Origin of the sequence: Bacillus sp. R45 (genome assembly GCF_021729365.1) — a bacterium.
GTDB classification, from domain to species: domain Bacteria; phylum Bacillota; class Bacilli; order Bacillales; family Bacillaceae; genus Bacillus; species Bacillus velezensis.
This window is the reverse complement of sequence record NZ_CP091421.1, coordinates 565,939-589,539: the sequence shown is the minus strand read 5'-3', so window position 1 is coordinate 589,539 and position 23,601 is coordinate 565,939. Positions and strand designations below refer to the sequence as shown.

The following is a 23,601-nucleotide window of genomic DNA, read 5'->3' as shown; positions in this document are numbered from 1 at the left end:
TAATGTTCCAATTCTGATGTATTGTTTGCTGACAGCAGGTTGATAAGCTACACTTAACTTATTATAACAGAGGTGAAATAATATGATGATCTTACAAATTAATCAGCTATCCAAATCTTTTGGCGCTGATCCTATTTTAAACAATATAAAGCTTGAAGTCAGATCTCGGGATCGCATCGCCATAGTAGGCAGAAACGGAGCCGGCAAATCAACTCTCCTTAAAATTATCGCAGGTCACCTTTCATATGAAAAGGGTGAATTAATTAAACCGAAAGAATTAACGATGGGATATCTTGCCCAGCACACAGGCTTGGAATCCCAGCTTACCATAAAAGAAGAACTGCTGAGCGTTTTTGATTTCCTGAAAGCAATGGAAAAAGAGATGCGCTCTATTGAAGAAAAGATGGCCACGGCCGCCCCGGCGGAGCTTGAGACGCTGATGAAAACCTATGACAGGCTTCAGCAGGATTTCAAGGATAAAGGCGGCTATCAATATGAAGCGGACGTCCGATCTATCCTTCACGGCCTCGGCTTCGGAAAATTTGACGATTCCGTGAAAGTGCAAAGCCTGAGCGGCGGTCAGAAAACAAGGCTTGCGCTCGGAAAACTGCTGCTGACCCAGCCTGATCTGCTTATTCTGGATGAACCGACGAACCATCTCGACATCGATACGCTTACATGGCTTGAGCATTATTTACAGGGATATTCAGGCGCAATCCTGATCGTTTCCCACGACAGATACTTTCTTGATAAAGTCGTCAGCCAAGTGTACGAGGTCTCACGGACAGAAAGCAAAAAATACCTCGGCAACTACAGCGCCTATTTAGAACAAAAAGCTGAGCAGTATGAGAAAGACCTGAAGCTGTATGAAAAACAGCAGGACGAAATCGCCAAGCTTCAAGATTTTGTCGACCGCAATCTGGCCAGAGCTTCTACAACGAAAAGAGCCCAAAGCAGACGAAAACAGCTTGAACGGATGGACGTCATGGCAAAGCCGCTCGGGGATGAGAAATCCGCCGCCTTCCGTTTTGACATTACAAAACAGAGCGGAAACGACGTCCTGCGCGTACAGGATGTTTCCATCAGCTATGACGGCCAGCCGCCGCTCTTGAAAAACCTGACCTTCGGCATTACAAGAGGCGAAAGCGCCGCCCTCGTCGGACCGAACGGAATCGGCAAATCAACCTTGCTGAAAACGATTATGAACACGATCAGTCCGGAATCCGGGTCGATCACGTACGGTTCCAATGTCACAATCGGCTATTACGATCAGGAGCAGGCTGAACTGACATCGTCCAAACGCGTGCTGGACGAGCTGTGGGATGAATATCCGGACATGCCGGAAAAAGAGATCAGAACATGCCTCGGCAACTTTCTGTTCAGCGGAGACGATGTCCTGAAACCGGTCCGTTCGTTAAGCGGCGGTGAGAAAGCAAGAGTCGCGCTTGCCAAGCTGATGCTTCAAAAAGCAAATTTTCTCATCCTTGATGAGCCGACAAACCACCTTGACCTGGACAGTAAAGAGGTGCTGGAAAACGCCCTGATCGACTACCCGGGAACACTGTTATTTGTATCGCATGACCGCTACTTTATTAACAGGATCGCCACAAGAGTGCTGGAGCTGTCACCTGATCATGCAGAAGAATATTTGGGAGACTATGACTATTACACCGAGAAAAAAGCGCAGCAGCTGGAACTGGAAGAAATGAAGCGGCAGGAAAAGGAGCAGACTCAGCCTGCCGGCAAAGTCAAACAGGATACGAAAAGAACTTACGAGGAAGAAAAAGAATGGAAGAAGAAAGAACGGCAGCGCCTGAGACGCATTGAAGAAATCGAAGCGGCCGTCTCATCCGCCGAAGAGAAAATCAGTGCCAATGAGGAGCTGCTGTGCGATCCTGACGTGTATCAGGATCATGAAAAAGTACAGACCATTCACGCGGAGAATGAAGCCCTGAATCAAGAGCTCGAAAACTTATTAGCAGAATGGGAGGAACTCTCCTCAGAAGAATAGAAAAAGTCAAGCACCTCTTTAAGGGGTGCTTTTTTATCCACAGCTATCCTCCTTGTCAGCCATTTAAGTAAGCGTTTTATACACACTATCCACAAAATTTTCTGACTTTATCTACTTTACTAACAACTTTCAGTCCCTTATCCAGACTGGATTTCTGAATATATTCACAATCCTGTGGATATGTTAGAATTATCTGTTAATAAGTAAAAAAAAGCCTCACGTTTTACAACGTGAGACGATCAAAGGATGTTAATTCCAAACCGGGCTGTCCGTTCATATCGTACGAGCCCCGGATCCCCTTTTCAAAAGCAACGGTTCCGGCAGCCGCAATCATCGCTGCATTGTCCGTGCATAAAGAAAGCGGCGGGATGACAAGCTCGGGATCTCCCGAATGGCTGAATTCCCGCTGCAGTGCGGCTCTCAACCCTTTGTTAGCGGCTACGCCCCCTGCAAGCAGCACTTGTTTAACCCCGTATTCTTTCGCGGCCTTAGAGGTTTTTGCCGTCAGTACATCAATGACACTCTGCTGAAAGCTTGCGGCAAGATCCTCCGGAGGAATCACCTCATTTTTTTGCGAGGCGTTATGAAGCGTGTTAATCACGGCTGATTTCAGGCCGCTGAAGCTGAAATTGTAAGACCCTTCTTCCAGCCACGCACGCGGAAGCAGAATGGAATCCGTTCCCGCAGCAGCCAGCTTATCAATCTGCGGCCCTCCCGGATAAGGAAGCCCCATCGTTCTTGCCACTTTGTCGTAAGCTTCGCCTGCGGCATCATCCAGCGTTTCACCGATAACCTCGAATGAACCGTGCTCTTTCATATAAACCAATTCCGTATGTCCGCCTGACACAACCAAAGCAAGCGCCGGGAACTGAAGCTCTCCTATCAGCCTGTTTGCATAGATATGGCCCGCAATGTGATGGACGCCGACTAACGGTATTTGATGGGCAAAGCTTAACGCCTTTGCCGCATTGACCCCGATTAACAGGGCTCCGACAAGTCCGGGTCCTTCCGTTACGGCAATCGCATCAAGATCATCAAAGCCCATCTCCGCCTTTGAAAGAGCTTCCTCAATCACAAGGGTAATCTGCTCCACATGATGTCTGGACGCTATTTCAGGCACGACCCCGCCGAAACGTTTATGGCTTTCAATTTGAGAAGCGACAACGTTTGAAATGATGTCTTTTCCGTTTTTCACGACTGAGGCCGCAGTTTCATCACAGCTTGTTTCGATTCCTAATACATAAATATCTTGTTTTTCACTCATGTAATGTCACCCACATTAATAACGCATCTTCCCCGTTATCTGTATAGTATTGTTTTCTGATTCCTCCGGCCTGAAGACCGAATTTCTTATATAAGGATTGGGCGGGATGATTTGAGACCCTGACTTCGAGAGAGAGCCTTCTTGCCTTTTTTTCTCTGCACAATTCTATCGCAGAGCGAAACAGCGCTTCTCCCAATGATTGGCCCCGATATTCCGGCTTAATGGCTATGTTCGTAATCTGCGCGTCATCTATAATAATCCAGATTCCGCAATACCCCGCCAGACAGCCGTCCTTTTCAATGACAAGGTAGTGGGCATACGGATTTTCCAAAAGCTCATGATAAAATGAATCCTTTGTCCACGGAGAAGTAAAGGATGCTGTTTCAATTTCATAAATTTGATCAATATCTTCCGGCCGCATGCTTCGAATCGCCGTTTTCGTTTTCATCCCTATCACCCTATTTTTGAGATTCCATCCATTTCGCTTCAGCCTCTGCCAGACGCAAATAATCCGGAACAAGGCTGTGGACATCCGCTTCTTCTTTTTCCAAGCCTAAAAACGCCAGCTCTGACGGCCGCGGATTATGCTGTGCAGCCGTTCCTATCACTGCTTGTGATGTCAGCTCATGCAGAATGGTTTCTTCATGAATGGCTGTATCGTGCCCTAAAAATAAAACCGGAGACGCTTTTTCTTTCAGCATTCCGAGCCAATCAGTCAAAAGGACATTCTGATCAGGAAGAACGGATTGTAATCGGCCGTCCTGATATTCATAAAGTCCCGTATATACATGTCCGCGCCGGGCATCAAATAACGGGCAGATCAGTCCTTGAAAGTGCCGTCCGTTAGCCGCCAGCACCTCCAGGCTCGAGACAGCGGAAACCGGAAGCTTCAGCGACCATGCCAATGTTTTTGCCAGCGTCACACCGATTCTGACACCTGTGTACGATCCAGGTCCTTTCGCCACCGCTATTTTCGTAAGGTCCTGCGGTGTTAGGCCGCAATCCTTCAGCAATGAATTGACAGCAGGCATCGCCCGCACGGAATGATTCTTTTTTAAATATGTAATATACTCCGCCATCACCGTTTTCTCTCGAACGAGCGCGGCACCCAGCGTGTAATTTGACGTATCAATTGCCAGTATTGTCATGTTTATTTATCTCCTCACAAAGCGTTTCATACCGTGTTCCGCAAGCCGTAAAGGTAATGTCCCTTGCCTCATCACCGGCTCTCTTGATGACGATCTGCAGCCGTTCAGCAGGCAGCTGATCCTGAATTAAATGAGCCCATTCAATTAAACAGACGCCTTGTCCCTCAAAATATTCTTCAAGCCCTAAGTCTTCGCTTTCATCCTCCATACGATACACATCCATATGATATAGAGGAATCGAACCGTCATGGTATTCTTTTATAATTGTAAAAGTCGGGCTGTTTACCACTCTCGTGATTCCCAGTCCTTCGGCAAAACCCTTTGTAAAAGTCGTTTTTCCCGCGCCTAAGTCGCCTTCCAGTGTCAAAATGTCTCCCGGCTTTGCCAAAGAAGCGGCAAGCTTGGCTACGGCTTTCGTTTCTTCGGGGTTTTTCGTTCTCCATTGTAATGTCTTCAAAGTGAGTCACCCGTCTTATTTAAAATGATTGTATCCTTTTTTCTCAAGGACGATTTGTCTCTGATCATTGGCTGTCAAAAGAACACATGCTTCCTTCCGTTCAGATACCGCCCCTATCTTCGCAATCGGAATGCCCGATTGAGTGCAGTAATCAAGCAGAGAGGTCCACTCTTGCTGAGAAACCGTTCCAACCAATTCAAAATCTTCACCGCCGAATAACACCCATTTCTTCCACTCAGAATCTGCCTCAGGCAAATCCGGATGCACCGGCAGAAGTTGTTCTTCAATTTCTATCGTAACTGAACTTGCCGCAGCTATTTCATGCAGCTCACTGGCCAATCCGTCACTGATATCATTCAGAGCCGCGCGCTGAAGCTGAGAGCAGAAGCGGCCGACTTGAACTCTCGGAACGGGCCGTTTATGTTTTTGGATAAAATAATCACTCGTATGAAAAGCAGAAGGATGTGTTTCTCCCAACAAAAGAGACAGTCCTGCTGCGGACGAGCCGATATCCCCCGTAACAAACACAACATCTCCGGGTCTTGCCGAGCTTCGCAGACAAGCGCAATCCTTCTCAACTTCTCCGATGACAGTAACGGTAATTACGGCTTGACCGGAAGCGGAGACGGTATCTCCCCCGATCAAATCCATTTGATATAGTTTCGCCAGTTCCGCCATTCCTTCATACATTGCCTGGACGTCAGCTTTCTGCCAGCAAGAAGGAACCGCTAGAGACACCAAATAAAACTTTGGAATGCCTCCCATCGCCGCCACGTCACTAATGTTAACAGCAAGCGCCTTATAACCGATATCATGAGGAGAGGAATACTCTAATTTAAAATGGACATTCTCCACCATTGTATCAAGGCAGACAATTTGCTGCATGTGGGGTGACGCTGTATAAACCGCACCATCATCACCGATCCCTACATCGACGGAAGGATGATAATGCGAATGCTGTGTAATACTGTGAATCAAATCAAACTCATCCATATATCTCCCGTCTCCCTTTCTGACGCTCTTGTGAAATACAGCTCTTTCTAGTGTATCGGATTATGTTTCAATATCCAAGACTTTAACGATATAAAAGAAAGCTTGGTTAGATACCAAGCTGCCAGCATTAAAAGAAAACACAAAAAAAACGAAAACATGATCGTTTCGTTTACAATAAAAATGGCGGTCCGGACGGGACTCGAACCCGCGACCTCCTGCGTGACAGGCAGGCATTCTAACCAACTGAACTACCGGACCATTTAATTTTTGGTTGCGGGGGCAGGATTTGAACCTGCGACCTTCGGGTTATGAGCCCGACGAGCTACCGAACTGCTCCACCCCGCGATGATAAAATTTTAGAAAAGCTTGGCGGCGTCCTACTCTCACAGGGGGAAACCCCCGACTACCATCGGCGCTGAAGAGCTTAACTTCCGTGTTCGGCATGGGAACGGGTGTGACCTCTTCGCTATCGCCACCAAACCATTGAGAGTGTTCTCTCAAAACTAGATAACAGTAAGCATACATTCAAATTGGTTAAGTCCTCGATCGATTAGTATCTGTCAGCTCCATGTGTCGCCACACTTCCACCTCAGACCTATCAACCTGATCATCTTTCAGGGATCTTACTTCCTTGCGGAATGGGAAATCTCATCTTGAGGGGGGCTTCATGCTTAGATGCTTTCAGCACTTATCCCGTCCGCACATAGCTACCCAGCGATGCCCTTGGCAGAACAACTGGTACACCAGCGGTGCGTCCATCCCGGTCCTCTCGTACTAAGGACAGCTCCTCTCAAATTTCCTGCGCCCGCGACGGATAGGGACCGAACTGTCTCACGACGTTCTGAACCCAGCTCGCGTACCGCTTTAATGGGCGAACAGCCCAACCCTTGGGACCGACTACAGCCCCAGGATGCGATGAGCCGACATCGAGGTGCCAAACCTCCCCGTCGATGTGGACTCTTGGGGGAGATAAGCCTGTTATCCCCGGGGTAGCTTTTATCCGTTGAGCGATGGCCCTTCCATGCGGAACCACCGGATCACTAAGCCCGACTTTCGTCCCTGCTCGACTTGTAGGTCTCGCAGTCAAGCTCCCTTGTGCCTTTACACTCTGCGAATGATTTCCAACCATTCTGAGGGAACCTTTGGGCGCCTCCGTTACCTTTTAGGAGGCGACCGCCCCAGTCAAACTGCCCACCTGACACTGTCTCCCCGCCCGATAAGGGCGGCGGGTTAGAAGGTCAATACAGCCAGGGTAGTATCCCACCGATGCCTCCACCGAAGCTGGCGCTCCGGTTTCCAAGGCTCCTACCTATCCTGTACAAGCTGTACCAACATTCAATATCAGGCTGCAGTAAAGCTCCACGGGGTCTTTCCGTCCTGTCGCGGGTAACCTGCATCTTCACAGGTACTATAATTTCACCGAGTCTCTCGTTGAGACAGTGCCCAGATCGTTGCGCCTTTCGTGCGGGTCGGAACTTACCCGACAAGGAATTTCGCTACCTTAGGACCGTTATAGTTACGGCCGCCGTTTACTGGGGCTTCAATTCGCACCTTCGCTTACGCTAAGCGCTCCTCTTAACCTTCCAGCACCGGGCAGGCGTCAGCCCCTATACTTCGCCTTACGGCTTCGCAGAGACCTGTGTTTTTGCTAAACAGTCGCCTGGGCCTATTCACTGCGGCTCTCTCGGGCTTGCACCCTAACAGAGCACCCCTTCTCCCGAAGTTACGGGGTCATTTTGCCGAGTTCCTTAACGAGAGTTCTCTCGATCACCTTAGGATTCTCTCCTCGCCTACCTGTGTCGGTTTGCGGTACGGGCACCTCTCACCTCGCTAGAGGCTTTTCTTGGCAGTGTGGAATCAGGAACTTCGCTACTATAATTCGCTCGCCATCACAGCTCAGCCTTCACGGGAAACGGATTTGCCTATTTCCCAGCCTAACTGCTTGGACGCGGATATCCAATACCGCGCTTACCCTATCCTCCTGCGTCCCCCCATTGCTCAAATGGTGAGGAGGTGGTACAGGAATATCAACCTGTTATCCATCGCCTACGCCTTTCGGCCTCGGCTTAGGTCCCGACTAACCCTGAGCGGACGAGCCTTCCTCAGGAAACCTTAGGCATTCGGTGGAGGGGATTCTCACCCCTCTTTCGCTACTCATACCGGCATTCTCACTTCTAAGCGCTCCACAAGTCCTTCCGGTCTTGCTTCACAGCCCTTAGAACGCTCTCCTACCACTGTTCGAAGAACAGTCCGCAGCTTCGGTGATACGTTTAGCCCCGGTACATTTTCGGCGCAGAGTCACTCGACCAGTGAGCTATTACGCACTCTTTAAATGGTGGCTGCTTCTAAGCCAACATCCTGGTTGTCTAAGCAACTCCACATCCTTTTCCACTTAACGTATACTTTGGGACCTTAGCTGGCGGTCTGGGCTGTTTCCCTTTCGACTACGGATCTTATCACTCGCAGTCTGACTCCCAAGGATAAGTCATCGGCATTCGGAGTTTGACTGAATTCGGTAACCCGGTAGGGGCCCCTAGTCCAATCAGTGCTCTACCTCCGAGACTCTTACCTTGAGGCTAGCCCTAAAGCTATTTCGGAGAGAACCAGCTATCTCCAGGTTCGATTGGCATTTCACCCCTACCCACACCTCATCCCCGCACTTTTCAACGTGCGTGGGTTCGGGCCTCCATTCAGTGTTACCTGAACTTCACCCTGGACATGGGTAGATCACCTGGTTTCGGGTCTACGACCACGTACTCAATTCGCCCTATTCAGACTCGCTTTCGCTGCGGCTCCGCATCTTCTGCTTAACCTTGCACGGGATCGTAACTCGCCGGTTCATTCTACAAAAGGCACGCCATCACCCGTTAACGGGCTCTGACTACTTGTAGGCACACGGTTTCAGGATCTCTTTCACTCCCCTTCCGGGGTGCTTTTCACCTTTCCCTCACGGTACTGGTTCACTATCGGTCACTAGGGAGTATTTAGCCTTGGGAGATGGTCCTCCCGGATTCCGACGGAATTTCACGTGTTCCGCCGTACTCAGGATCCACTCAGGAGAGAACGAAGTTTTGACTACAGGGCTGTTACCTCCTATGGCGGGCCTTTCCAGACCTCTTCATCTACCTCGTTCCTTTGTAACTCCGTACAGAGTGTCCTACAACCCCAAGAGGCAAGCCTCTTGGTTTGGGCTGGTCCCGTTTCGCTCGCCGCTACTCAGGGAATCGCATTTGCTTTCTCTTCCTCCGGGTACTTAGATGTTTCAGTTCCCCGGGTCTGCCTTCTCATATCCTATGTATTCAGATATGGATACCACTCCATTACGAGTGGTGGGTTTCCCCATTCGGAAATCTCCGGATCAAAGCTTGCTTACAGCTCCCCGAAGCATATCGGTGTTCGTCCCGTCCTTCATCGGCTCCTAGTGCCAAGGCATCCACCGTGCGCCCTTTCTAACTTAACCGTTAAAAAGAATCACTACGTGATATCTTGCATTACTAATTGAATGTGAATTACTTCTGTTATCTAGTTTTCAAAGAACAACATCTCGAAGAATCGAATGATCCTTCAAAACTAAACAAGACAGGGAACGTTCTGTTTATAAGACCCGAGGTCTTATATTCCGTTAAAATCCTTAGAAAGGAGGTGATCCAGCCGCACCTTCCGATACGGCTACCTTGTTACGACTTCACCCCAATCATCTGTCCCACCTTCGGCGGCTGGCTCCATAAAGGTTACCTCACCGACTTCGGGTGTTACAAACTCTCGTGGTGTGACGGGCGGTGTGTACAAGGCCCGGGAACGTATTCACCGCGGCATGCTGATCCGCGATTACTAGCGATTCCAGCTTCACGCAGTCGAGTTGCAGACTGCGATCCGAACTGAGAACAGATTTGTGGGATTGGCTTAACCTCGCGGTTTCGCTGCCCTTTGTTCTGTCCATTGTAGCACGTGTGTAGCCCAGGTCATAAGGGGCATGATGATTTGACGTCATCCCCACCTTCCTCCGGTTTGTCACCGGCAGTCACCTTAGAGTGCCCAACTGAATGCTGGCAACTAAGATCAAGGGTTGCGCTCGTTGCGGGACTTAACCCAACATCTCACGACACGAGCTGACGACAACCATGCACCACCTGTCACTCTGCCCCCGAAGGGGACGTCCTATCTCTAGGATTGTCAGAGGATGTCAAGACCTGGTAAGGTTCTTCGCGTTGCTTCGAATTAAACCACATGCTCCACCGCTTGTGCGGGCCCCCGTCAATTCCTTTGAGTTTCAGTCTTGCGACCGTACTCCCCAGGCGGAGTGCTTAATGCGTTAGCTGCAGCACTAAGGGGCGGAAACCCCCTAACACTTAGCACTCATCGTTTACGGCGTGGACTACCAGGGTATCTAATCCTGTTCGCTCCCCACGCTTTCGCTCCTCAGCGTCAGTTACAGACCAGAGAGTCGCCTTCGCCACTGGTGTTCCTCCACATCTCTACGCATTTCACCGCTACACGTGGAATTCCACTCTCCTCTTCTGCACTCAAGTTCCCCAGTTTCCAATGACCCTCCCCGGTTGAGCCGGGGGCTTTCACATCAGACTTAAGAAACCGCCTGCGAGCCCTTTACGCCCAATAATTCCGGACAACGCTTGCCACCTACGTATTACCGCGGCTGCTGGCACGTAGTTAGCCGTGGCTTTCTGGTTAGGTACCGTCAAGGTGCCGCCCTATTTGAACGGCACTTGTTCTTCCCTAACAACAGAGCTTTACGATCCGAAAACCTTCATCACTCACGCGGCGTTGCTCCGTCAGACTTTCGTCCATTGCGGAAGATTCCCTACTGCTGCCTCCCGTAGGAGTCTGGGCCGTGTCTCAGTCCCAGTGTGGCCGATCACCCTCTCAGGTCGGCTACGCATCGTCGCCTTGGTGAGCCGTTACCTCACCAACTAGCTAATGCGCCGCGGGTCCATCTGTAAGTGGTAGCCGAAGCCACCTTTTATGTCTGAACCATGCGGTTCAGACAACCATCCGGTATTAGCCCCGGTTTCCCGGAGTTATCCCAGTCTTACAGGCAGGTTACCCACGTGTTACTCACCCGTCCGCCGCTAACATCAGGGAGCAAGCTCCCATCTGTCCGCTCGACTTGCATGTATTAGGCACGCCGCCAGCGTTCGTCCTGAGCCAGGATCAAACTCTCCGATAAATGGATCACAGACTAAGTTCACTGCATCCTGCAGTAACGTCTGTGTGATCTGCATCGTGCAGACCTTAGTTTGACTGACTACGCACATCGCTGTGCGATTTATTTAAAACTTTGAATTAACAGGTACGTTTTGTCTTGTTTAGTTTTCAAAGATCATTATAATGGAGCGGGTGATGAGAATCGAACTCACGACATCAGCTTGGAAGGCTGAGGTTTTACCACTAAACTACACCCGCATTTGAATTGGCGCGCCCGAGAGGAGTCGAACCCCTAACCTTTTGATCCGTAGTCAAACGCTCTATCCAATTGAGCTACGGGCGCTTATCAGGCGACTTAACTATCATACTACCAATCAGTTATGATGTCAAGTGTTATTTTATTTCTTTTCGAAGTCTTTTTTCTCGACCTCATTTATTATACACGCTTTCGAGAATTTGTAAAGTCTTTTTTTAAAAAGATCATTTTCTCATTTGTCGTTATCGCTTTGTTCATCAGCGACGTTTAATAATATACCACGCACTTTAAATTAGGTCAACACTTTTACGAAACTTTTTTCCCGCTTATTATTCCCTTCTATAATAACAAATAAAAAGCAGGATTCCCAGGAACCCCGCGTCTATTCAGATTACCCGCTCACCTCGGCTTCTGCGCTATTACGATCTGTTTTTTCATAGGTACGGAAGTTTTGTTCAAGCTGTTCGAGCGAAAGACCTTTCGTTTCCGGAAGGAACCTTTTCACAAATATAACGGACGCTATCCCTAACAGGACAAAAATGAAGAAGGTTGCAGACAATCCGATGTTTGCGAGCATGACCGGAAAAGTTAAACCAACAATGAAGTTCACGATCCAGAGGCAGAAGACAGTCACCCCCATACCAAGCCCCCGCAATCGCAGCGGGAATATCTCCGACAGCATCAGCCAGGTCACCGGAGAGACAGCCCCCTGCTGAAACGCAAGGAAAGTGACTGTTAATGAAAGAACCACATAAGGAAGAGCAGGCGATCCTTTCAGCACGACAGACAGAACTCCGATCAAAAGCAGCACCGCAGTCGTTCCGATCAGCCCCGTCATCAGCATCGGGCGGCGGCCGACTTTGCCGAGAAGCCATATTCCCACAAAAGTCGCGAGCACCGAAATCACACCGTTAGCGATATTGCCGATTAATGCGGCTTTTGTCTCGAAACCGGCATCTTTTAAAATTTGAGTTCCATAATACATAATTGAATTCACGCCGGTGAGCTGCTGCACTACCGCAATTCCGATCCCGATAAACACAATGCGGCGCACCCACGGAACGGCAAGATCCTTAAAGGTCGCCTGCTCCATCTGAGCTTCCTTATGAAAGGCAGATTCAATCTCAGCGAGCTCAGACTTCGCTTTCTCTTCATTCCTTATTCGCTGGAGGACGTGCAGAGCATCTTCTTTTCTTCCTTTAGAAACCAGCCAGCGCGGACTTTCAGGAACTTTCAGCATACCGAAAAACAAGAATACTGCCGGAAGGGCCGCGATAACGAGCATATAGCGCCAAGCGTGAGAGGTATCACCAAGCACATTGCCGATGATAGCATTACACGTGAAGGCAAGCAGCTGGCCCGTTACAATCATCAATTCATTTTGGGTAACCATTCTCCCTCGGCTTTCCGCCGGCGACATTTCAGCCAAATATGCCGGTACGGTTACGGATGCTCCCCCGACGGCAAGCCCCAGCAGAAAACGGGAGATGATCATAACCGATACGTTAGGCGCCAGTGTACATCCAAGCGTCGCTATAAAGAACAAAACGGCAAGGATAAGGATATTTTTACGTCTGCCGTTACAGTCCGACAATCTCCCTCCGAAAACCGCGCCGATCGCAGCCCCCAAGAGCAGGGAGCTCGCCACCATCCCTTCAGTCAAAGCGGTAAGATTAAGCTGGTCAGCTTCCGCCATAAACGGCAGCGCCCCATTAATCACACCGGTATCGTAGCCGAAAAGAAGCCCCCCGAATGTCGATACTAAAATGATGGTTCTCAAAAATGAATGCTGGCTGCTATTTTTATTCATCTTCAAATCCTCCTAGTTTTTACACAGAGATAATATCGGAATATTCAGTTATCAATATTTACACCTCTAACGTCTGCATACAAGGTCTGACCGTCCAAAACAGTTATATAAGAAGAAAATGTTCCGAAAGCGTTATCATTTATAGTGATTATTCGCTCTCCCCCTCTCGTCATATTGTTATTTTATAGTTACTTTGTAGTGAAGTTATAATGACATTATTGGTACTTACGTTAATATCATAATTTCAAAAGCGCTTTCAGTCAATAAATATTTCAGAAAATTTTATAACTCACCTTTATATTACCTATATATAATCAATTTTCGTTTTATATCAATTTATCCCCATAACATACTCAATGAATTGCCCCTATTATAATCAATAATTGATTACATATTGAAAACCCCCAACTGCTGATTGGGGGTTTTTGTTTTATTCTTCGTTTATTGTAACAATCGTTCTCCCTCTCGCTTCTCCTTTTAAAAAGGCAGGAAGCGTATCCGGCAGCTCTTCAAGTGTAATTTCCTTTTGAATAAAGGCCTCCAGATCTGCAGGCTTGAAGTCATCAGCTAAACGCTGCCATGTTTTCTTTCTTGTCTCCATCGGACAGAATACGGAATCAATTCCCAAGAGACTGACGCCGCGCAATATAAACGGAAAGACTGTAGCCGGGAGTTTCGTTCCCGCTGTCAGTCCGCTCACAGCAACTGATCCGCCGTACTGAATCTGACTGAGAACTGAAGCAAGCGGCTCACCTCCGACCGGATCGACGGCCGCTGCCCATTTTTGTTTTTGCATTGGTTTTAACGTGCCGTTATACACTTCGTCACGGTGAATGACCGTCTTTGCTCCGAGGCTCTTCAAATACCCGCTTTCTTCTTCTTTTCCCGTACTGGCCTCGACCTCATAACCTAAGGTTGAAAGAATGGAGACGGCAAAGCTTCCGACGCCGCCCGTCGCTCCCGTCACCAGCACCTTCCCTTTTTCAGGAGCGGCATGGTTTTCTTCAAGACGCTGGACGGACAATGCGGCAGTGAAGCCGGCGGTTCCGATCGTCATGGCTTCTTTAAGTGTCAGACCTTCAGGCAGCGGCACGATCCAATCTGCCGGAATGCGGGCCATCCCGCTATAGCCGCCAAAATGGGAAACGCCTATGCCGTAGCTTGTCGCAATGACTTTGTCCCCTTCTTTAAAACGGGCGTCATCTGAAGAAACGATGATTCCCGCTAAATCAATTCCCGGCACGAAAGGATACGAGGTTACGATCTTGCCGTCAGGAATGGCAGCCAAGCTGTCTTTATAATTCACCCCTGAGTAGCAAACCTTAATCAGCACTTCACCCTCGGGAAGGTCCTGAACCGCCAGCTCCCGTACGCTGACTGAAAACCGGTCTCCATGTTGATCGACTACTAACGCTTTAAATTGATCTGTCATCACTACGTCTCCTTAAAATGAATTGAATGGCTTTGGAAAAGCATAAAATAAGTTTGATTTGTTTTCAAATGTCCTGCCCTGTGTAGTATGATCAAAAGTAAAAACAGCGAAAGAGTGGTTACGCATCATGTCTGATAAACAAAACAAAGATAACAAAAACAACAACAGCAATCAGCCATTACCGGACATTATTCATACCGCCGTTTTCAAGGCGCCGATACAAGTTGTCTGGGATACGGTCTCTACGGCGGACGGCCTGTCTCTCTGGTTTATGCCGAATGATTTCACACCTCAAGAAGACAGTGAGTTTCAGCTGGAATCTCCGTTCGGTCCGTCTCCGTGCAAGCTGCTGGATATTGAAGCGCCGTACCGCCTTTCTTTTTCGTGGGATACGGAAGGCTGGATCGTCTCTTTTGTCTTAAAGGAAACGGAAAGCGGAGATACGGAATTCACTCTCATTCACGGCGGATGGAAAGAGCCGGAAGCCGTCATCAATAAAGTCAATCGGAAAAGCTCCGAGATTCACAGTACGATGGATCAAGGATGGAACGGGCTTGTCAACACGAAACTTCGCGGTGCGGTTGAGGCTTAACACAAAAGGACGGACACGCTTTCCGTCCTTTTTTTGATGCCGATACATAAAAACTGACTTTGCAAAGACACTAACAGAAGAACCGAAAACTTCTTTCAGGGGGCGCTGTTTATGTATTATTACAAAGAAGAGCTGATCAATATCATTAAACCGGACAAGCCGGACCCGGCCGCGGCCAAGGTGCTTCAGGAAATTTTAGGCGGGCATTACGGGGAAATGCGGACGATGATGCAATACTTTTTCCAAAGCTCTAATTTCAGAGGAAAAGAAAAACAGTTCCGCGACCTGCTTCGCGGCGTATTTTTAGAAGAAATTGCACACGTTGAGCTCGTCCAGCATACGATTAATGCGCTGCTGGATGAAAGCGGCGCTGAGGGAGCCGGAAATCAGGCAGCAGATCAGGCGCCGCTTGACGAAGCGGTTAAACACGCCAATCCGCACCATTATATTATCGGGGCGCAAAGTTCTCTTCCTGCCGATGCAAGCGGCAATCCATGGAACGGGTCTTGGGTATACAACCACGGGAATCTGATTTCCGATCTATTGGACAATGTCGTGTTGGAATCAACCGGTGTGCTGCAAAAGACGCGCATTTATGAAATGAGCTCAAACCAGACGTTCAGAGAAACACTCGGTTTTCTGATCGTCCGTGACAACGCCCATCAAAATGCATTTACAAAAGCGCTGGAAACACTGGGTGTCGAATGGGGCAAATTATTTCCCGTGCCGAATTATGATATTGAAAAATACCCGGAATGCCGGAAATTCGTTGAAATGGGTTATCATAATACCCAATTTAATTTCAGACTGGATCCGACACGGATCGGAGAAATTCTGCAGGGAACGACGCCGAGCCGAAACGGCGGCGAATTAAGTGTGTCAGAGCCTCCTAAAGGTTTCCCCGTCCCGGAACTTCCCGAGCTTCCGAATGAGCACAGCCCCGGACTGAAAGATATGAACTTGTAACAAAAAACGCCTGTTTCGGGCGTTTTTTGTTTTTCTGAATATGAGGTTTGAATGTGTTCAAAACGGGGAATATAAGCCGGGAGATCTTGCCATACGGCCGTGATTTTGATGTGAGCACATTTCTGTACATACTTCGTTTCGAAAGTTGTCCTAATTTTCCAGCCGGCCGGCTGGGTATGTTTGAATGATAATGGGAATTATGTAAAGAGAACAATGTCTTTTTTAAGGAGGCAGCGAATGTCTAAGCAAGGAAACTTCCAGAAAACTATGTCACTTTTTGATCTTATTTTAATCGGCATGGGAGCCATATTCGGTTCGGCATGGCTGTTTGCCGTCAGTAACGTCGCCTCTAAAGCGGGCCCGTCAGGCGTTTTTTCCTGGCTGATCGGCGGGGGAATCATCTTATTGATCGGCTTGGTTTATGCGGAACTGGGCGCCGCGCTGCCGCGGACCGGGGGAATTATCCGGTATCCCGTATATTCACACGGACACCTGGTCGGATATTTAATTTCCTTTGTCACCATTGTGGCATACACGAGTCTTATTTCTATAGAAGTCACGGCGGTCCGCCAATACGTGGCGTATTGGTTTCCCGGTTTGACCGTAAAAGGCTCAGATTCTCCGACAATTGCCGGATGGATATTGCAATTTGCGCTGCTCTGCCTGTTCTTCCTCCTCAATTACTGGAGTGTCAAAACCTTTGCGAAAGCAAACTTCATTATTTCGATTTTTAAATATGTCGTACCGATTACGGTAATTGTTGTACTGATTTTTCATTTTCACCCGGGCAATATGACCGTTCACGGATTCGCGCCTTTTGGTTTCACCGGAATTCAGGCCGCGATTTCCACAGGCGGCGTCATGTTTGCATACCTTGGGCTGCATCCGATTGTGGCTGTCGCGAGTGAAGTGCAGAATCCGAAGCGGAACATTCCGATTGCATTGATTGTTTGTATTATCGTTTCTACTATTATTTATACCGTGCTGCAGCTCACTTTTATCGGGGCGATCCCGGGGGATACCCTGAAGCACGGATGGCCGGCTATCGGGACTGAATTCTCCCTTCCGTTCAAAGATATCGCCGTCTTGCTCGGTTTGGGGTGGCTGGCGACATTGGTTATTTTAGATGCGATTTTATCACCGGGCGGTAACGGAAATATCTTTATGAATACGACTTCACGTCTCGTCTATGCCTGGGCCAGAAACGGAACATTATTCAGCATTTTTTCTAAAGTCAATAAAGAAACCGGGACACCGCGCGCCTCCCTTTGGCTTTCGTTCGGCCTGGCTGTTTTTTGGACGCTTCCGTTCCCTTCTTGGAACGCTCTTGTTAACGTATGCTCCGTCGCATTGATTCTGTCTTATGCGATTGCGCCGATTTCTTCTGCGGCGCTGAGAGTCAACGCGAAGAACATTAACAGACCGTTTTATTTAAAAGGGATGAGCATCATCGGGCCGCTGTCGTTTATTTTTACCTCTTATATTGTATATTGGTCCGGATGGCGCACCGTATCCTGGCTTCTCGGTTCTCAAATTGTCATGTTTCTGATCTATCTCTGTTTCAGTAAATATGCTCCCAAAGATGATGTCAGCATACGCCAGCAGCTGAAATCAGCATGGTGGATCGTCGGCTTTTATGTCATGATGCTGATTTTCTCCTATCTCGGCTCGTTCGGCCACGGATTGGGCATTATCAGCAATCCGCTTGACCTGATTCTGATCGCCATCGGTTCGCTCGGTATTTATTACTGGGCAAAATATACAGGTCTGCCGAAGGCTATGATCGACAGTGATAAATGACGAATGCCGGAAAGAAGTATGGTCTTCTTTCCGGTATTTTTATGTTAAGGGATGACAAAAAAGCGAATATGCGATAAAATGAATGACAGTCATTCATAAAAGGAGGAACCCCTCTATTGGCAAAACAAAGCTCGGGAAAATACGAAAAGATTCTGCAAGCCGCGATTGAAGTCATTTCTGAAAAAGGATTAGACAAAGCATCCATTTCAGAAATCGTCAAAAAAGCCGGAACAGCCCAAGGTACGTTTTACTTATATTTTTCTTCTAAAAACGCACTGATATCCGCGATTGCAGAAAACCTGCTCGACACTTCGCTGGACAGAATAAAAGGGAAAACGGACGGTTCTGAAGATTTTTGGACGTTGCTGGACATTTTGGTAGATGAGACATTTCACATCACCCGGCTTCATAAAGATATTATCGTTCTCTGTTATTCCGGTCTTGCCATCGATCATTCAATGGAGAAATGGGAAGCCATTTATCAGCCTTATTATTCCTGGCTGGAAGGCATGATTAATACGGCCATTGAACAGGGTGAGGTCATCAGCGGCATTCATGTCAGATGGACGGCCAGAACGATTATCAACGTTGTCGAGAACGCGGCTGAACGGTTTTATATCGGCTGTGAACAGGATGTCGATCTCGAAGTATATAAAAAAGAAATATTCAGCTTTCTCAAAAGAAGCTTGCAGAAATGATTGGCGGAGACCGATCATTTTTGACCGCCGTAAAAATGACTGACATTCATTCATAACTGAGGTGACTGTATCATGTATTGGCTGCTTGTATTGATAGCCGGATTGTTAGAAGTAGTTTGGGCGTCCGCCCTGAAGCATGCGGATTCGCTCTTTGATTGGATTGGTATTTTCCTTTTGATTGCCGTCAGCTTTCTGATGCTGATCCGCTCTTATAAAAAAATTCCGATGGCTGCCGCATATACCGTTTTTGTCGGAATAGGCACCGTCGGCACATATGTAACGGGCGTCATTTTAGGCGAATCGTTTTCAATCGGACAAATATTCTTTTTGGCTTTGCTGTTGTCCGGCATTTTAGGAATGAAGGTATTTACGAAAGAAACTGAAACAAGGGGTGAACATTAATGGCATGGCTGCTGTTATTTATTGCCGGAGCGGAGGAAGTTGTAGCGGCCGTTGCCATGAAACATATTGACGGTTTTAAAAAAAAGTGGCCGCTGATTGTCATGGTAACAGGCTTTATGCTTTCATTCTTTTGCCTTTCCGGAGCGATGCAGGTTCTTCCCACAGGTGTCGCGTATGCGGCTTGGACCGGCATGGGAAGCATCGGCGTTTCGGCCGTAGGCATACTTTGGTTTAAAGAAAAATTCAATCTGTCACAATTGGTGTCTCTGGGGCTTATCCTCATCGGTGTCATCGGCTTAAAACTGACAACGTAACGGCCTGAGACAGCTTTTTAAATAAAAAACAAAGGACCCTAAGCGGGCCCTTTGTTTTTTTATGCTGTTTTGATCTGTTCCGCTTTTCCCGCTCCGACTCCGAAAATGAAAATCAGAACAGAGACTGCGATCAGCATGAATAACGGAACCGTCCAGCCGTGCGTGATGTCATGCAGCAAACCGAATACAAGCGGCCCGAACGCAGCAAGCAGGTATCCGAATGACTGGGCCATGCCGGAAAGCGCCGCGGCTTCATGAACATGCCGGGTCCGCAGGCTGAAGAACATCATCGCCAGACTGAACGCACAGCCTCCCGCAATTCCGATCAAAATGACCCATAGCGGAGTGAGAGCCGGGCTTCCGAAAAGAACGCCGGCAATGCCGATAAGGAAAAATAAAGCCGTCAGTCCGGCGAGTGCGCGCTGATTTTTCATTTTAGCGGCAGCGATCGGCACGATAAAAGTAATCGGCAGGACTGAGAATTGCATTAATGAAAGCATCCATCCCGCCTTACTTGAGCTGAGTCCATTCTGCTGAAGAATTTCCGGCAGCCAAGCGATGACGGTGTAAAAAATAAGGGATTGCAGCCCCATGAACATCGTTACCTTCCAAGCCAGCGGAGACCGCATCAGACTGTTTTTTTTCTCTCCGTTTGTCCCAGTCGTGCGGACGGGCAGTTCGCGTCCTCGCATTTGCGGAATCCACATGACGAACGCAATAAAAGAAAGGATAGCCCAGCAGCCGAGCGCGCCTTTCCAGCCTACCCCCGCTGAAGAGGCGATCGGCACGCTGATGCCGGATGCAATCGCGCCGCACAGATTCATAGAAACCGAGTAGACGCCGGTCATGATGCCTAAATTTCCGGGAAACTTATGTTTAATGAGACTCGGCAGCAGGACGTTGCATACGGCGATCGACAATCCCAACAGGATCGTTCCGAAAAAGAGAGTGCCGATTCCGGCGATGGAGCGCAGCAGAGTTCCGGCTGTCAGGACAATTAATGATGACAGTAAGACAATCTCGGTCCCGAAGCGCCGGGACAATAAAGGAACAAACGGCGACAGACATGCAAAGGCCAAAAGCGGCACTGTCGTAATGGTGCCGGCAGCCGCATTGGTCATGCCGAGGCTGTCCCGAATTGAGGAAACGAGCGGTCCGACCGATGTCAGAGGCGCTCTGAGGTTGGCCCCTATCAATATGACTCCGATGACCAGCAATATCAGTTTTTTACGCTGACTTGCTTGCAGAACTTGATGTTCGTCTTTAATTTTCATGTTCATCCTCCATGTGTATTGTATCTTTAAATACTGTGATGTATTGGTTGACGGCCTCCATGGCCTGATCCGGTTTCTGTCCGATAATTGCGGCGGCAAGCTGGGTGTGGATCCGGATAGCAGGGGTGATTTCCAACAGGTTATGGACTGACGCACAAAGCGCCTCCGTCATATGCTCGTATAGATCAGAAAGCATATTGTTATGGGCCGCCTGTACAATTGTTTTGTGCAGCTTAATGTCGGCTTCGGCATACCGTTTTCGATCTTCATTTTGCAAGGCCGCTTCACATTCATCCAAGCATGCCTTCAGTGCTTTCAGGTCTTCGTCATTACGCCTTTCCGCCGCCAATCGTGCAGCTTCTCTTTCGAGTGCGTATCTGACTTCTAATGTTTCAAGCAAATTTGATTTTTTAATATGGCGGTAAAATGCCGCGCCGAGAACACTGGATGAGCTGACATACGTACCGCTCCCCTGCCTTGTCTGAAGCAGGCCGGCATGTACGAGCGCCCGAATGGCCTCACGCAACGTGTTTCGGCTCACATCAAATTGCTTCATTAAATCCAGCTCAGGGGGAATGCGCGTCCCGACCGGCCATTTATCCGATTGAATTAACGATTCAATTTGCGCCACCACTTGTTCTACGAGCGACAGTCTGCTTGTTTTGGATATCTCCATCAAAACACCTCTGAAATTTGTAGGATGATTCTATCATTGGGTAATATAACATAAAAGAAGCGACGATGTAAATCAGCGGCAACAAAAAAAGAGTGAGTTTTTCTCTCACTCTTCGGCGCTTTTATGAACGTTTTATATTGACTGAGGTCACGACAAACTTGTCATGACGGTGGCGGGAAAATGAATATTCAAAGGGAGTGCCGTTGTCCAAAAAGCCTACATGCTCGACTTCAAGTATCGGGTCATCCGGCCGGCAGCCGAGATATTGCTGATCCATATCATCCGACTTGCACGCTCTGATTTTTCTGTGTGTGCCCGCGATTTTGAGCTGCAATCCCCGCGTAATATGATCGTAGATGGAATGGTTGAGCACCTCGTCATTAATGCCGGGTATAAGGCTCGCCGGCATGTACGTTTTTTCAAGAACGTACGGTTCGCCTTCAACGATTCTGAGCCTCACTACATAATAGACGGGAGTCTTTTCATCGATAGCCAAATGTGCGGCGACATCTTGAGACGGAAACTGCACTTCAAACCGGATGACCTTGCTCTTGATATTTTTGCCTTTTAACAAATTGCTTAAGCCGAGAATTTCGTTGCTGACTACGTGAACGTGCTCATCCTGCATGGCTGATTGAATGATAAATGTGCCGTGCCCTCTTTTTCTGAAAAGCATCCCTTCAGCCGCAAGTGTATCAAGCGCCCGCTTCATCGTCATCCGGCTGCACCCGAACTCCGCAGCGAGCGTCTTTTCATCCGGGATCGGCTGATCTATGTCATATACACTGCTTTTAATCCTCTTTCTCATTTCGTTGGCGATTTTTTCGTACTTATTCATCGGTTTCCTCCGGCTGTGTAATGTTTGATCTGTATAGACTCCTTACGGTTATCATAAATTTTTTTCCCTGCTTCATCAATGACGTTACAGCCGCCGATATTGAAATTGAAAGGATTTCCTCGAATTTTCTATGGAATCTCCCTCACTATTATGGTAGAATTTTTTGCAGAAACGGACACAACCGAATATTGCAATATATTGTATAACCTCAATGATATGGTTTGAGGGTGTCTACCAGGAACCGTAAAATCCTGATTACAAAAATTGTCCCGTACACTTTTTGTAATCAGGATTTTTTATTTTCTAAAAAATAAAAAAAGGAGTATCTGTACATGAATTTCAAAGTATTTCTGCTTGCAGCATCTACCATCGCAGTCGGATTGGTTGAATTAATTGTGGGCGGTATTCTTCCGCAAATCGCTTCCGACTTAGATATATCCATTGTCAGCGCGGGGCAGCTGATCAGCGTGTTTGCGCTCGGTTACGCGGTATCCGGCCCGCTGCTTTTGGCAGTGACGGCAAAGGCTGAACGAAAGCGGCTTTATTTAATCGCACTGTTTATTTTCTTCCTAAGTAATCTGGTCGCTTATTTCAGTCCCAATTTCGCCGTTCTTATGGTGTCACGGGTGCTCGCTTCCATGAGCACAGGGCTGATTGTCGTCCTTTCTTTAACGATTGCTCCTAAAATCGTGGCGCCTGAATACAGAGCGCGGGCGATCGGCATCATTTTCATGGGGTTCAGCTCCGCAATCGCTTTAGGCGTGCCTGTCGGCATTATCATCAGCAATGCCTTCGGATGGCGTGTTCTGTTCTTGGGAATCGGCGTATTATCTCTCATTTCCATGCTGATTATCAGCGTCTTTTTCGAAAAAATACCTGCTGAAAAAATGATTCCGTTTCGTGAGCAGATCAAGACGATCGGGACCGCCAAAATTGCCAGCGCACACCTTGTCACCTTGTTTACATTGGCGGGGCATTACACACTCTATGCCTACTTTGCGCCTTTTTTGGAAAGAACGCTTCATTTGAGTTCCGTTTGGGTCAGTGTATGCTACTTTTTGTTCGGTCTGTCAGCGGTATGCGGCGGCCCGTTCGGAGGCTGGCTGTATGACCGTTTAGGAGCATTTAAAAGCATCATGCTTGTGACCGTTTCTTTCGCTCTGATCCTGTTTATTCTTCCGCTGACAACGGTTTCTTTAATCATTTTCCTGCCTGCGATGGTGATCTGGGGATTGCTCAGCTGGAGCCTTGCGCCGGCGCAGCAAAGCTATTTAATCAAAATTGCGCCTGAGTCTTCCGATATTCAGCAAAGCTTCAACACGTCCGCTTTGCAGATCGGCATCGCGCTCGGGTCAGCCATCGGCGGCGGCGTGATCGGACAAACCGGTTCTGTCACAGCAACAGCCTGGTGCGGCGGTTTGATTGTCATTATCGCTGTCGCGTTAGCTGTATTCTCTTTAACGAGACCTGCCTTGAAAAGAAAATCCGCATAAATGTGAGACCGCAA

Annotated in this window: 18 protein-coding genes, 4 tRNA genes, 3 rRNA genes and 1 riboswitch; of the genes, 8 read left to right on the top strand and 17 right to left on the bottom strand. The window is 48.2% G+C overall.

Going from position 1 to position 23,601, the window contains the following annotated elements; translation table 11 throughout:
* Positions 1-82 precede the first annotated feature (82 nt).
* The gene (gene abc-f / locus L3V45_RS03100; RefSeq protein WP_015388612.1) at positions 83-2,011 is read left to right on the top strand and encodes a ribosomal protection-like ABC-F family protein; all 1,929 of its coding nucleotides are present in this window, start codon (positions 83-85) and stop codon (positions 2,009-2,011) included.
* Positions 2,012-2,234: 223 nt separating this feature from the next.
* On the opposite strand, the gene tsaD is transcribed toward abc-f, so the two are convergent.
* The 14 genes from tsaD to L3V45_RS03030 all read right to left on the bottom strand — a co-directional run bounded on the left by tsaD (position 2,235) and on the right by L3V45_RS03030 (position 14,534).
* Positions 2,235-3,275 carry a tRNA (adenosine(37)-N6)-threonylcarbamoyltransferase complex transferase subunit TsaD gene (tsaD, locus tag L3V45_RS03095; RefSeq protein WP_236837248.1) on the bottom strand — a complete coding sequence of 347 codons (1,041 nt, stop codon included), beginning with the start codon at positions 3,273-3,275 and terminating at the stop codon, positions 2,235-2,237.
* Positions 3,268-3,723, bottom strand: coding sequence for a ribosomal protein S18-alanine N-acetyltransferase (rimI, locus tag L3V45_RS03090; RefSeq protein ID WP_003155993.1), 456 nt, complete (start codon positions 3,721-3,723; stop codon positions 3,268-3,270). Before rimI ends, tsaD begins: the two co-directional genes overlap by 8 nt.
* Positions 3,724-3,733: 10 nt before the next feature.
* The gene (gene tsaB / locus L3V45_RS03085; protein WP_236837247.1) at positions 3,734-4,423 is read right to left on the bottom strand and encodes a tRNA (adenosine(37)-N6)-threonylcarbamoyltransferase complex dimerization subunit type 1 TsaB; all 690 of its coding nucleotides are present in this window, start codon (positions 4,421-4,423) and stop codon (positions 3,734-3,736) included.
* Complete coding sequence (gene tsaE / locus L3V45_RS03080) at positions 4,404-4,880, bottom strand: tRNA (adenosine(37)-N6)-threonylcarbamoyltransferase complex ATPase subunit type 1 TsaE (protein WP_003155999.1); 477 nt, start codon at positions 4,878-4,880, stop codon at positions 4,404-4,406. Before tsaE ends, tsaB begins: the two co-directional genes overlap by 20 nt.
* Before the next feature lie 15 nt (positions 4,881-4,895).
* The gene (thiL, locus tag L3V45_RS03075) at positions 4,896-5,873 is read right to left on the bottom strand and encodes a thiamine-phosphate kinase (protein WP_139886960.1); all 978 of its coding nucleotides are present in this window, start codon (positions 5,871-5,873) and stop codon (positions 4,896-4,898) included.
* Positions 5,874-6,054: 181 nt separating this feature from the next.
* Positions 6,055-6,131, bottom strand: a tRNA-Asp gene (locus tag L3V45_RS03070).
* 10 nt (positions 6,132-6,141) lie between these two features.
* Positions 6,142-6,218, bottom strand: a tRNA-Met gene (locus tag L3V45_RS03065).
* Positions 6,219-6,237: 19 nt separating this feature from the next.
* Positions 6,238-6,353 (bottom strand): 5S ribosomal RNA (gene rrf / locus L3V45_RS03060).
* Positions 6,354-6,403: 50 nt separating this feature from the next.
* Positions 6,404-9,333 (bottom strand): 23S ribosomal RNA (locus L3V45_RS03055).
* A gap of 175 nt (positions 9,334-9,508) precedes the next feature.
* Positions 9,509-11,058, bottom strand: a 16S ribosomal RNA gene (locus tag L3V45_RS03050).
* Together the 16S, 23S and 5S rRNA genes with 4 tRNA genes alongside form the textbook arrangement of a ribosomal RNA operon.
* Before the next feature lie 162 nt (positions 11,059-11,220).
* A tRNA-Gly gene (locus tag L3V45_RS03045) sits at positions 11,221-11,294 on the bottom strand.
* Positions 11,295-11,302: 8 nt separating this feature from the next.
* Positions 11,303-11,379, bottom strand: a tRNA-Arg gene (locus L3V45_RS03040).
* 304 nt (positions 11,380-11,683) lie between these two features.
* Positions 11,684-13,102, bottom strand: a complete 1,419-nt coding sequence (locus L3V45_RS03035) for a sugar porter family MFS transporter (RefSeq protein WP_236837246.1) — start codon at positions 13,100-13,102, stop codon at positions 11,684-11,686.
* Between the two features lie 430 nt (positions 13,103-13,532).
* Positions 13,533-14,534, bottom strand: coding sequence for an NADPH:quinone oxidoreductase family protein (locus L3V45_RS03030; RefSeq protein ID WP_236837245.1), 1,002 nt, complete (start codon positions 14,532-14,534; stop codon positions 13,533-13,535).
* A gap of 127 nt (positions 14,535-14,661) precedes the next feature.
* On the opposite strand from L3V45_RS03030, the gene L3V45_RS03025 reads away from it, so the two are divergent.
* The 6 genes from L3V45_RS03025 to L3V45_RS03000 all read left to right on the top strand — a co-directional run bounded on the left by L3V45_RS03025 (position 14,662) and on the right by L3V45_RS03000 (position 19,306).
* Entirely contained in the window at positions 14,662-15,126 is a 465-nt protein-coding gene (locus L3V45_RS03025; RefSeq protein WP_003156017.1) for an SRPBCC family protein, read from the top strand.
* A 111-nt stretch (positions 15,127-15,237) separates the two neighbouring features.
* Positions 15,238-16,092, top strand: coding sequence for a manganese catalase family protein (locus L3V45_RS03020; RefSeq protein ID WP_015388618.1), 855 nt, complete (start codon positions 15,238-15,240; stop codon positions 16,090-16,092).
* 237 nt (positions 16,093-16,329) lie between these two features.
* The gene (locus L3V45_RS03015) at positions 16,330-17,892 is read left to right on the top strand and encodes an APC family permease (RefSeq protein ID WP_003156021.1); all 1,563 of its coding nucleotides are present in this window, start codon (positions 16,330-16,332) and stop codon (positions 17,890-17,892) included.
* A gap of 116 nt (positions 17,893-18,008) precedes the next feature.
* The gene (locus tag L3V45_RS03010; RefSeq protein WP_025853700.1) at positions 18,009-18,590 is read left to right on the top strand and encodes a TetR/AcrR family transcriptional regulator; all 582 of its coding nucleotides are present in this window, start codon (positions 18,009-18,011) and stop codon (positions 18,588-18,590) included.
* Between the two features lie 72 nt (positions 18,591-18,662).
* Positions 18,663-18,992, top strand: coding sequence for a DMT family transporter (locus tag L3V45_RS03005; protein ID WP_003156023.1), 330 nt, complete (start codon positions 18,663-18,665; stop codon positions 18,990-18,992).
* A complete protein-coding gene (locus L3V45_RS03000) occupies positions 18,992-19,306 on the top strand; it encodes a DMT family transporter (protein ID WP_007409295.1) in 315 nt (104 codons plus the stop codon). Before L3V45_RS03005 ends, L3V45_RS03000 begins: the two co-directional genes overlap by 1 nt.
* Positions 19,307-19,365: 59 nt before the next feature.
* Here L3V45_RS03000 and L3V45_RS02995 read toward each other — a convergent pair whose 3' ends face one another.
* The 3 genes from L3V45_RS02995 to L3V45_RS02985 form a co-directional block, all read right to left on the bottom strand.
* The gene (locus L3V45_RS02995) at positions 19,366-20,580 is read right to left on the bottom strand and encodes a CynX/NimT family MFS transporter (protein ID WP_014304460.1); all 1,215 of its coding nucleotides are present in this window, start codon (positions 20,578-20,580) and stop codon (positions 19,366-19,368) included.
* Complete coding sequence (locus L3V45_RS02990; RefSeq protein WP_003156026.1) at positions 20,570-21,256, bottom strand: FadR/GntR family transcriptional regulator; 687 nt, start codon at positions 21,254-21,256, stop codon at positions 20,570-20,572. The genes L3V45_RS02995 and L3V45_RS02990 overlap by 11 nt, the downstream gene beginning before the upstream one ends.
* 121 nt (positions 21,257-21,377) lie before the next feature.
* Positions 21,378-22,094, bottom strand: a complete 717-nt coding sequence (locus tag L3V45_RS02985; RefSeq protein ID WP_014304459.1) for a GntR family transcriptional regulator — start codon at positions 22,092-22,094, stop codon at positions 21,378-21,380.
* Positions 22,095-22,272: 178 nt separating this feature from the next.
* A riboswitch (purine riboswitch) is annotated at positions 22,273-22,372 on the top strand.
* 54 nt (positions 22,373-22,426) lie between these two features.
* Here L3V45_RS02985 and L3V45_RS02980 point away from each other — a divergent pair.
* Positions 22,427-23,587: an MFS transporter gene (locus tag L3V45_RS02980; RefSeq protein WP_015388619.1), complete on the top strand. Its 1,161-nt coding sequence runs from the start codon at positions 22,427-22,429 to the stop codon at positions 23,585-23,587.
* Positions 23,588-23,601: the final 14 nt, after the last annotated feature.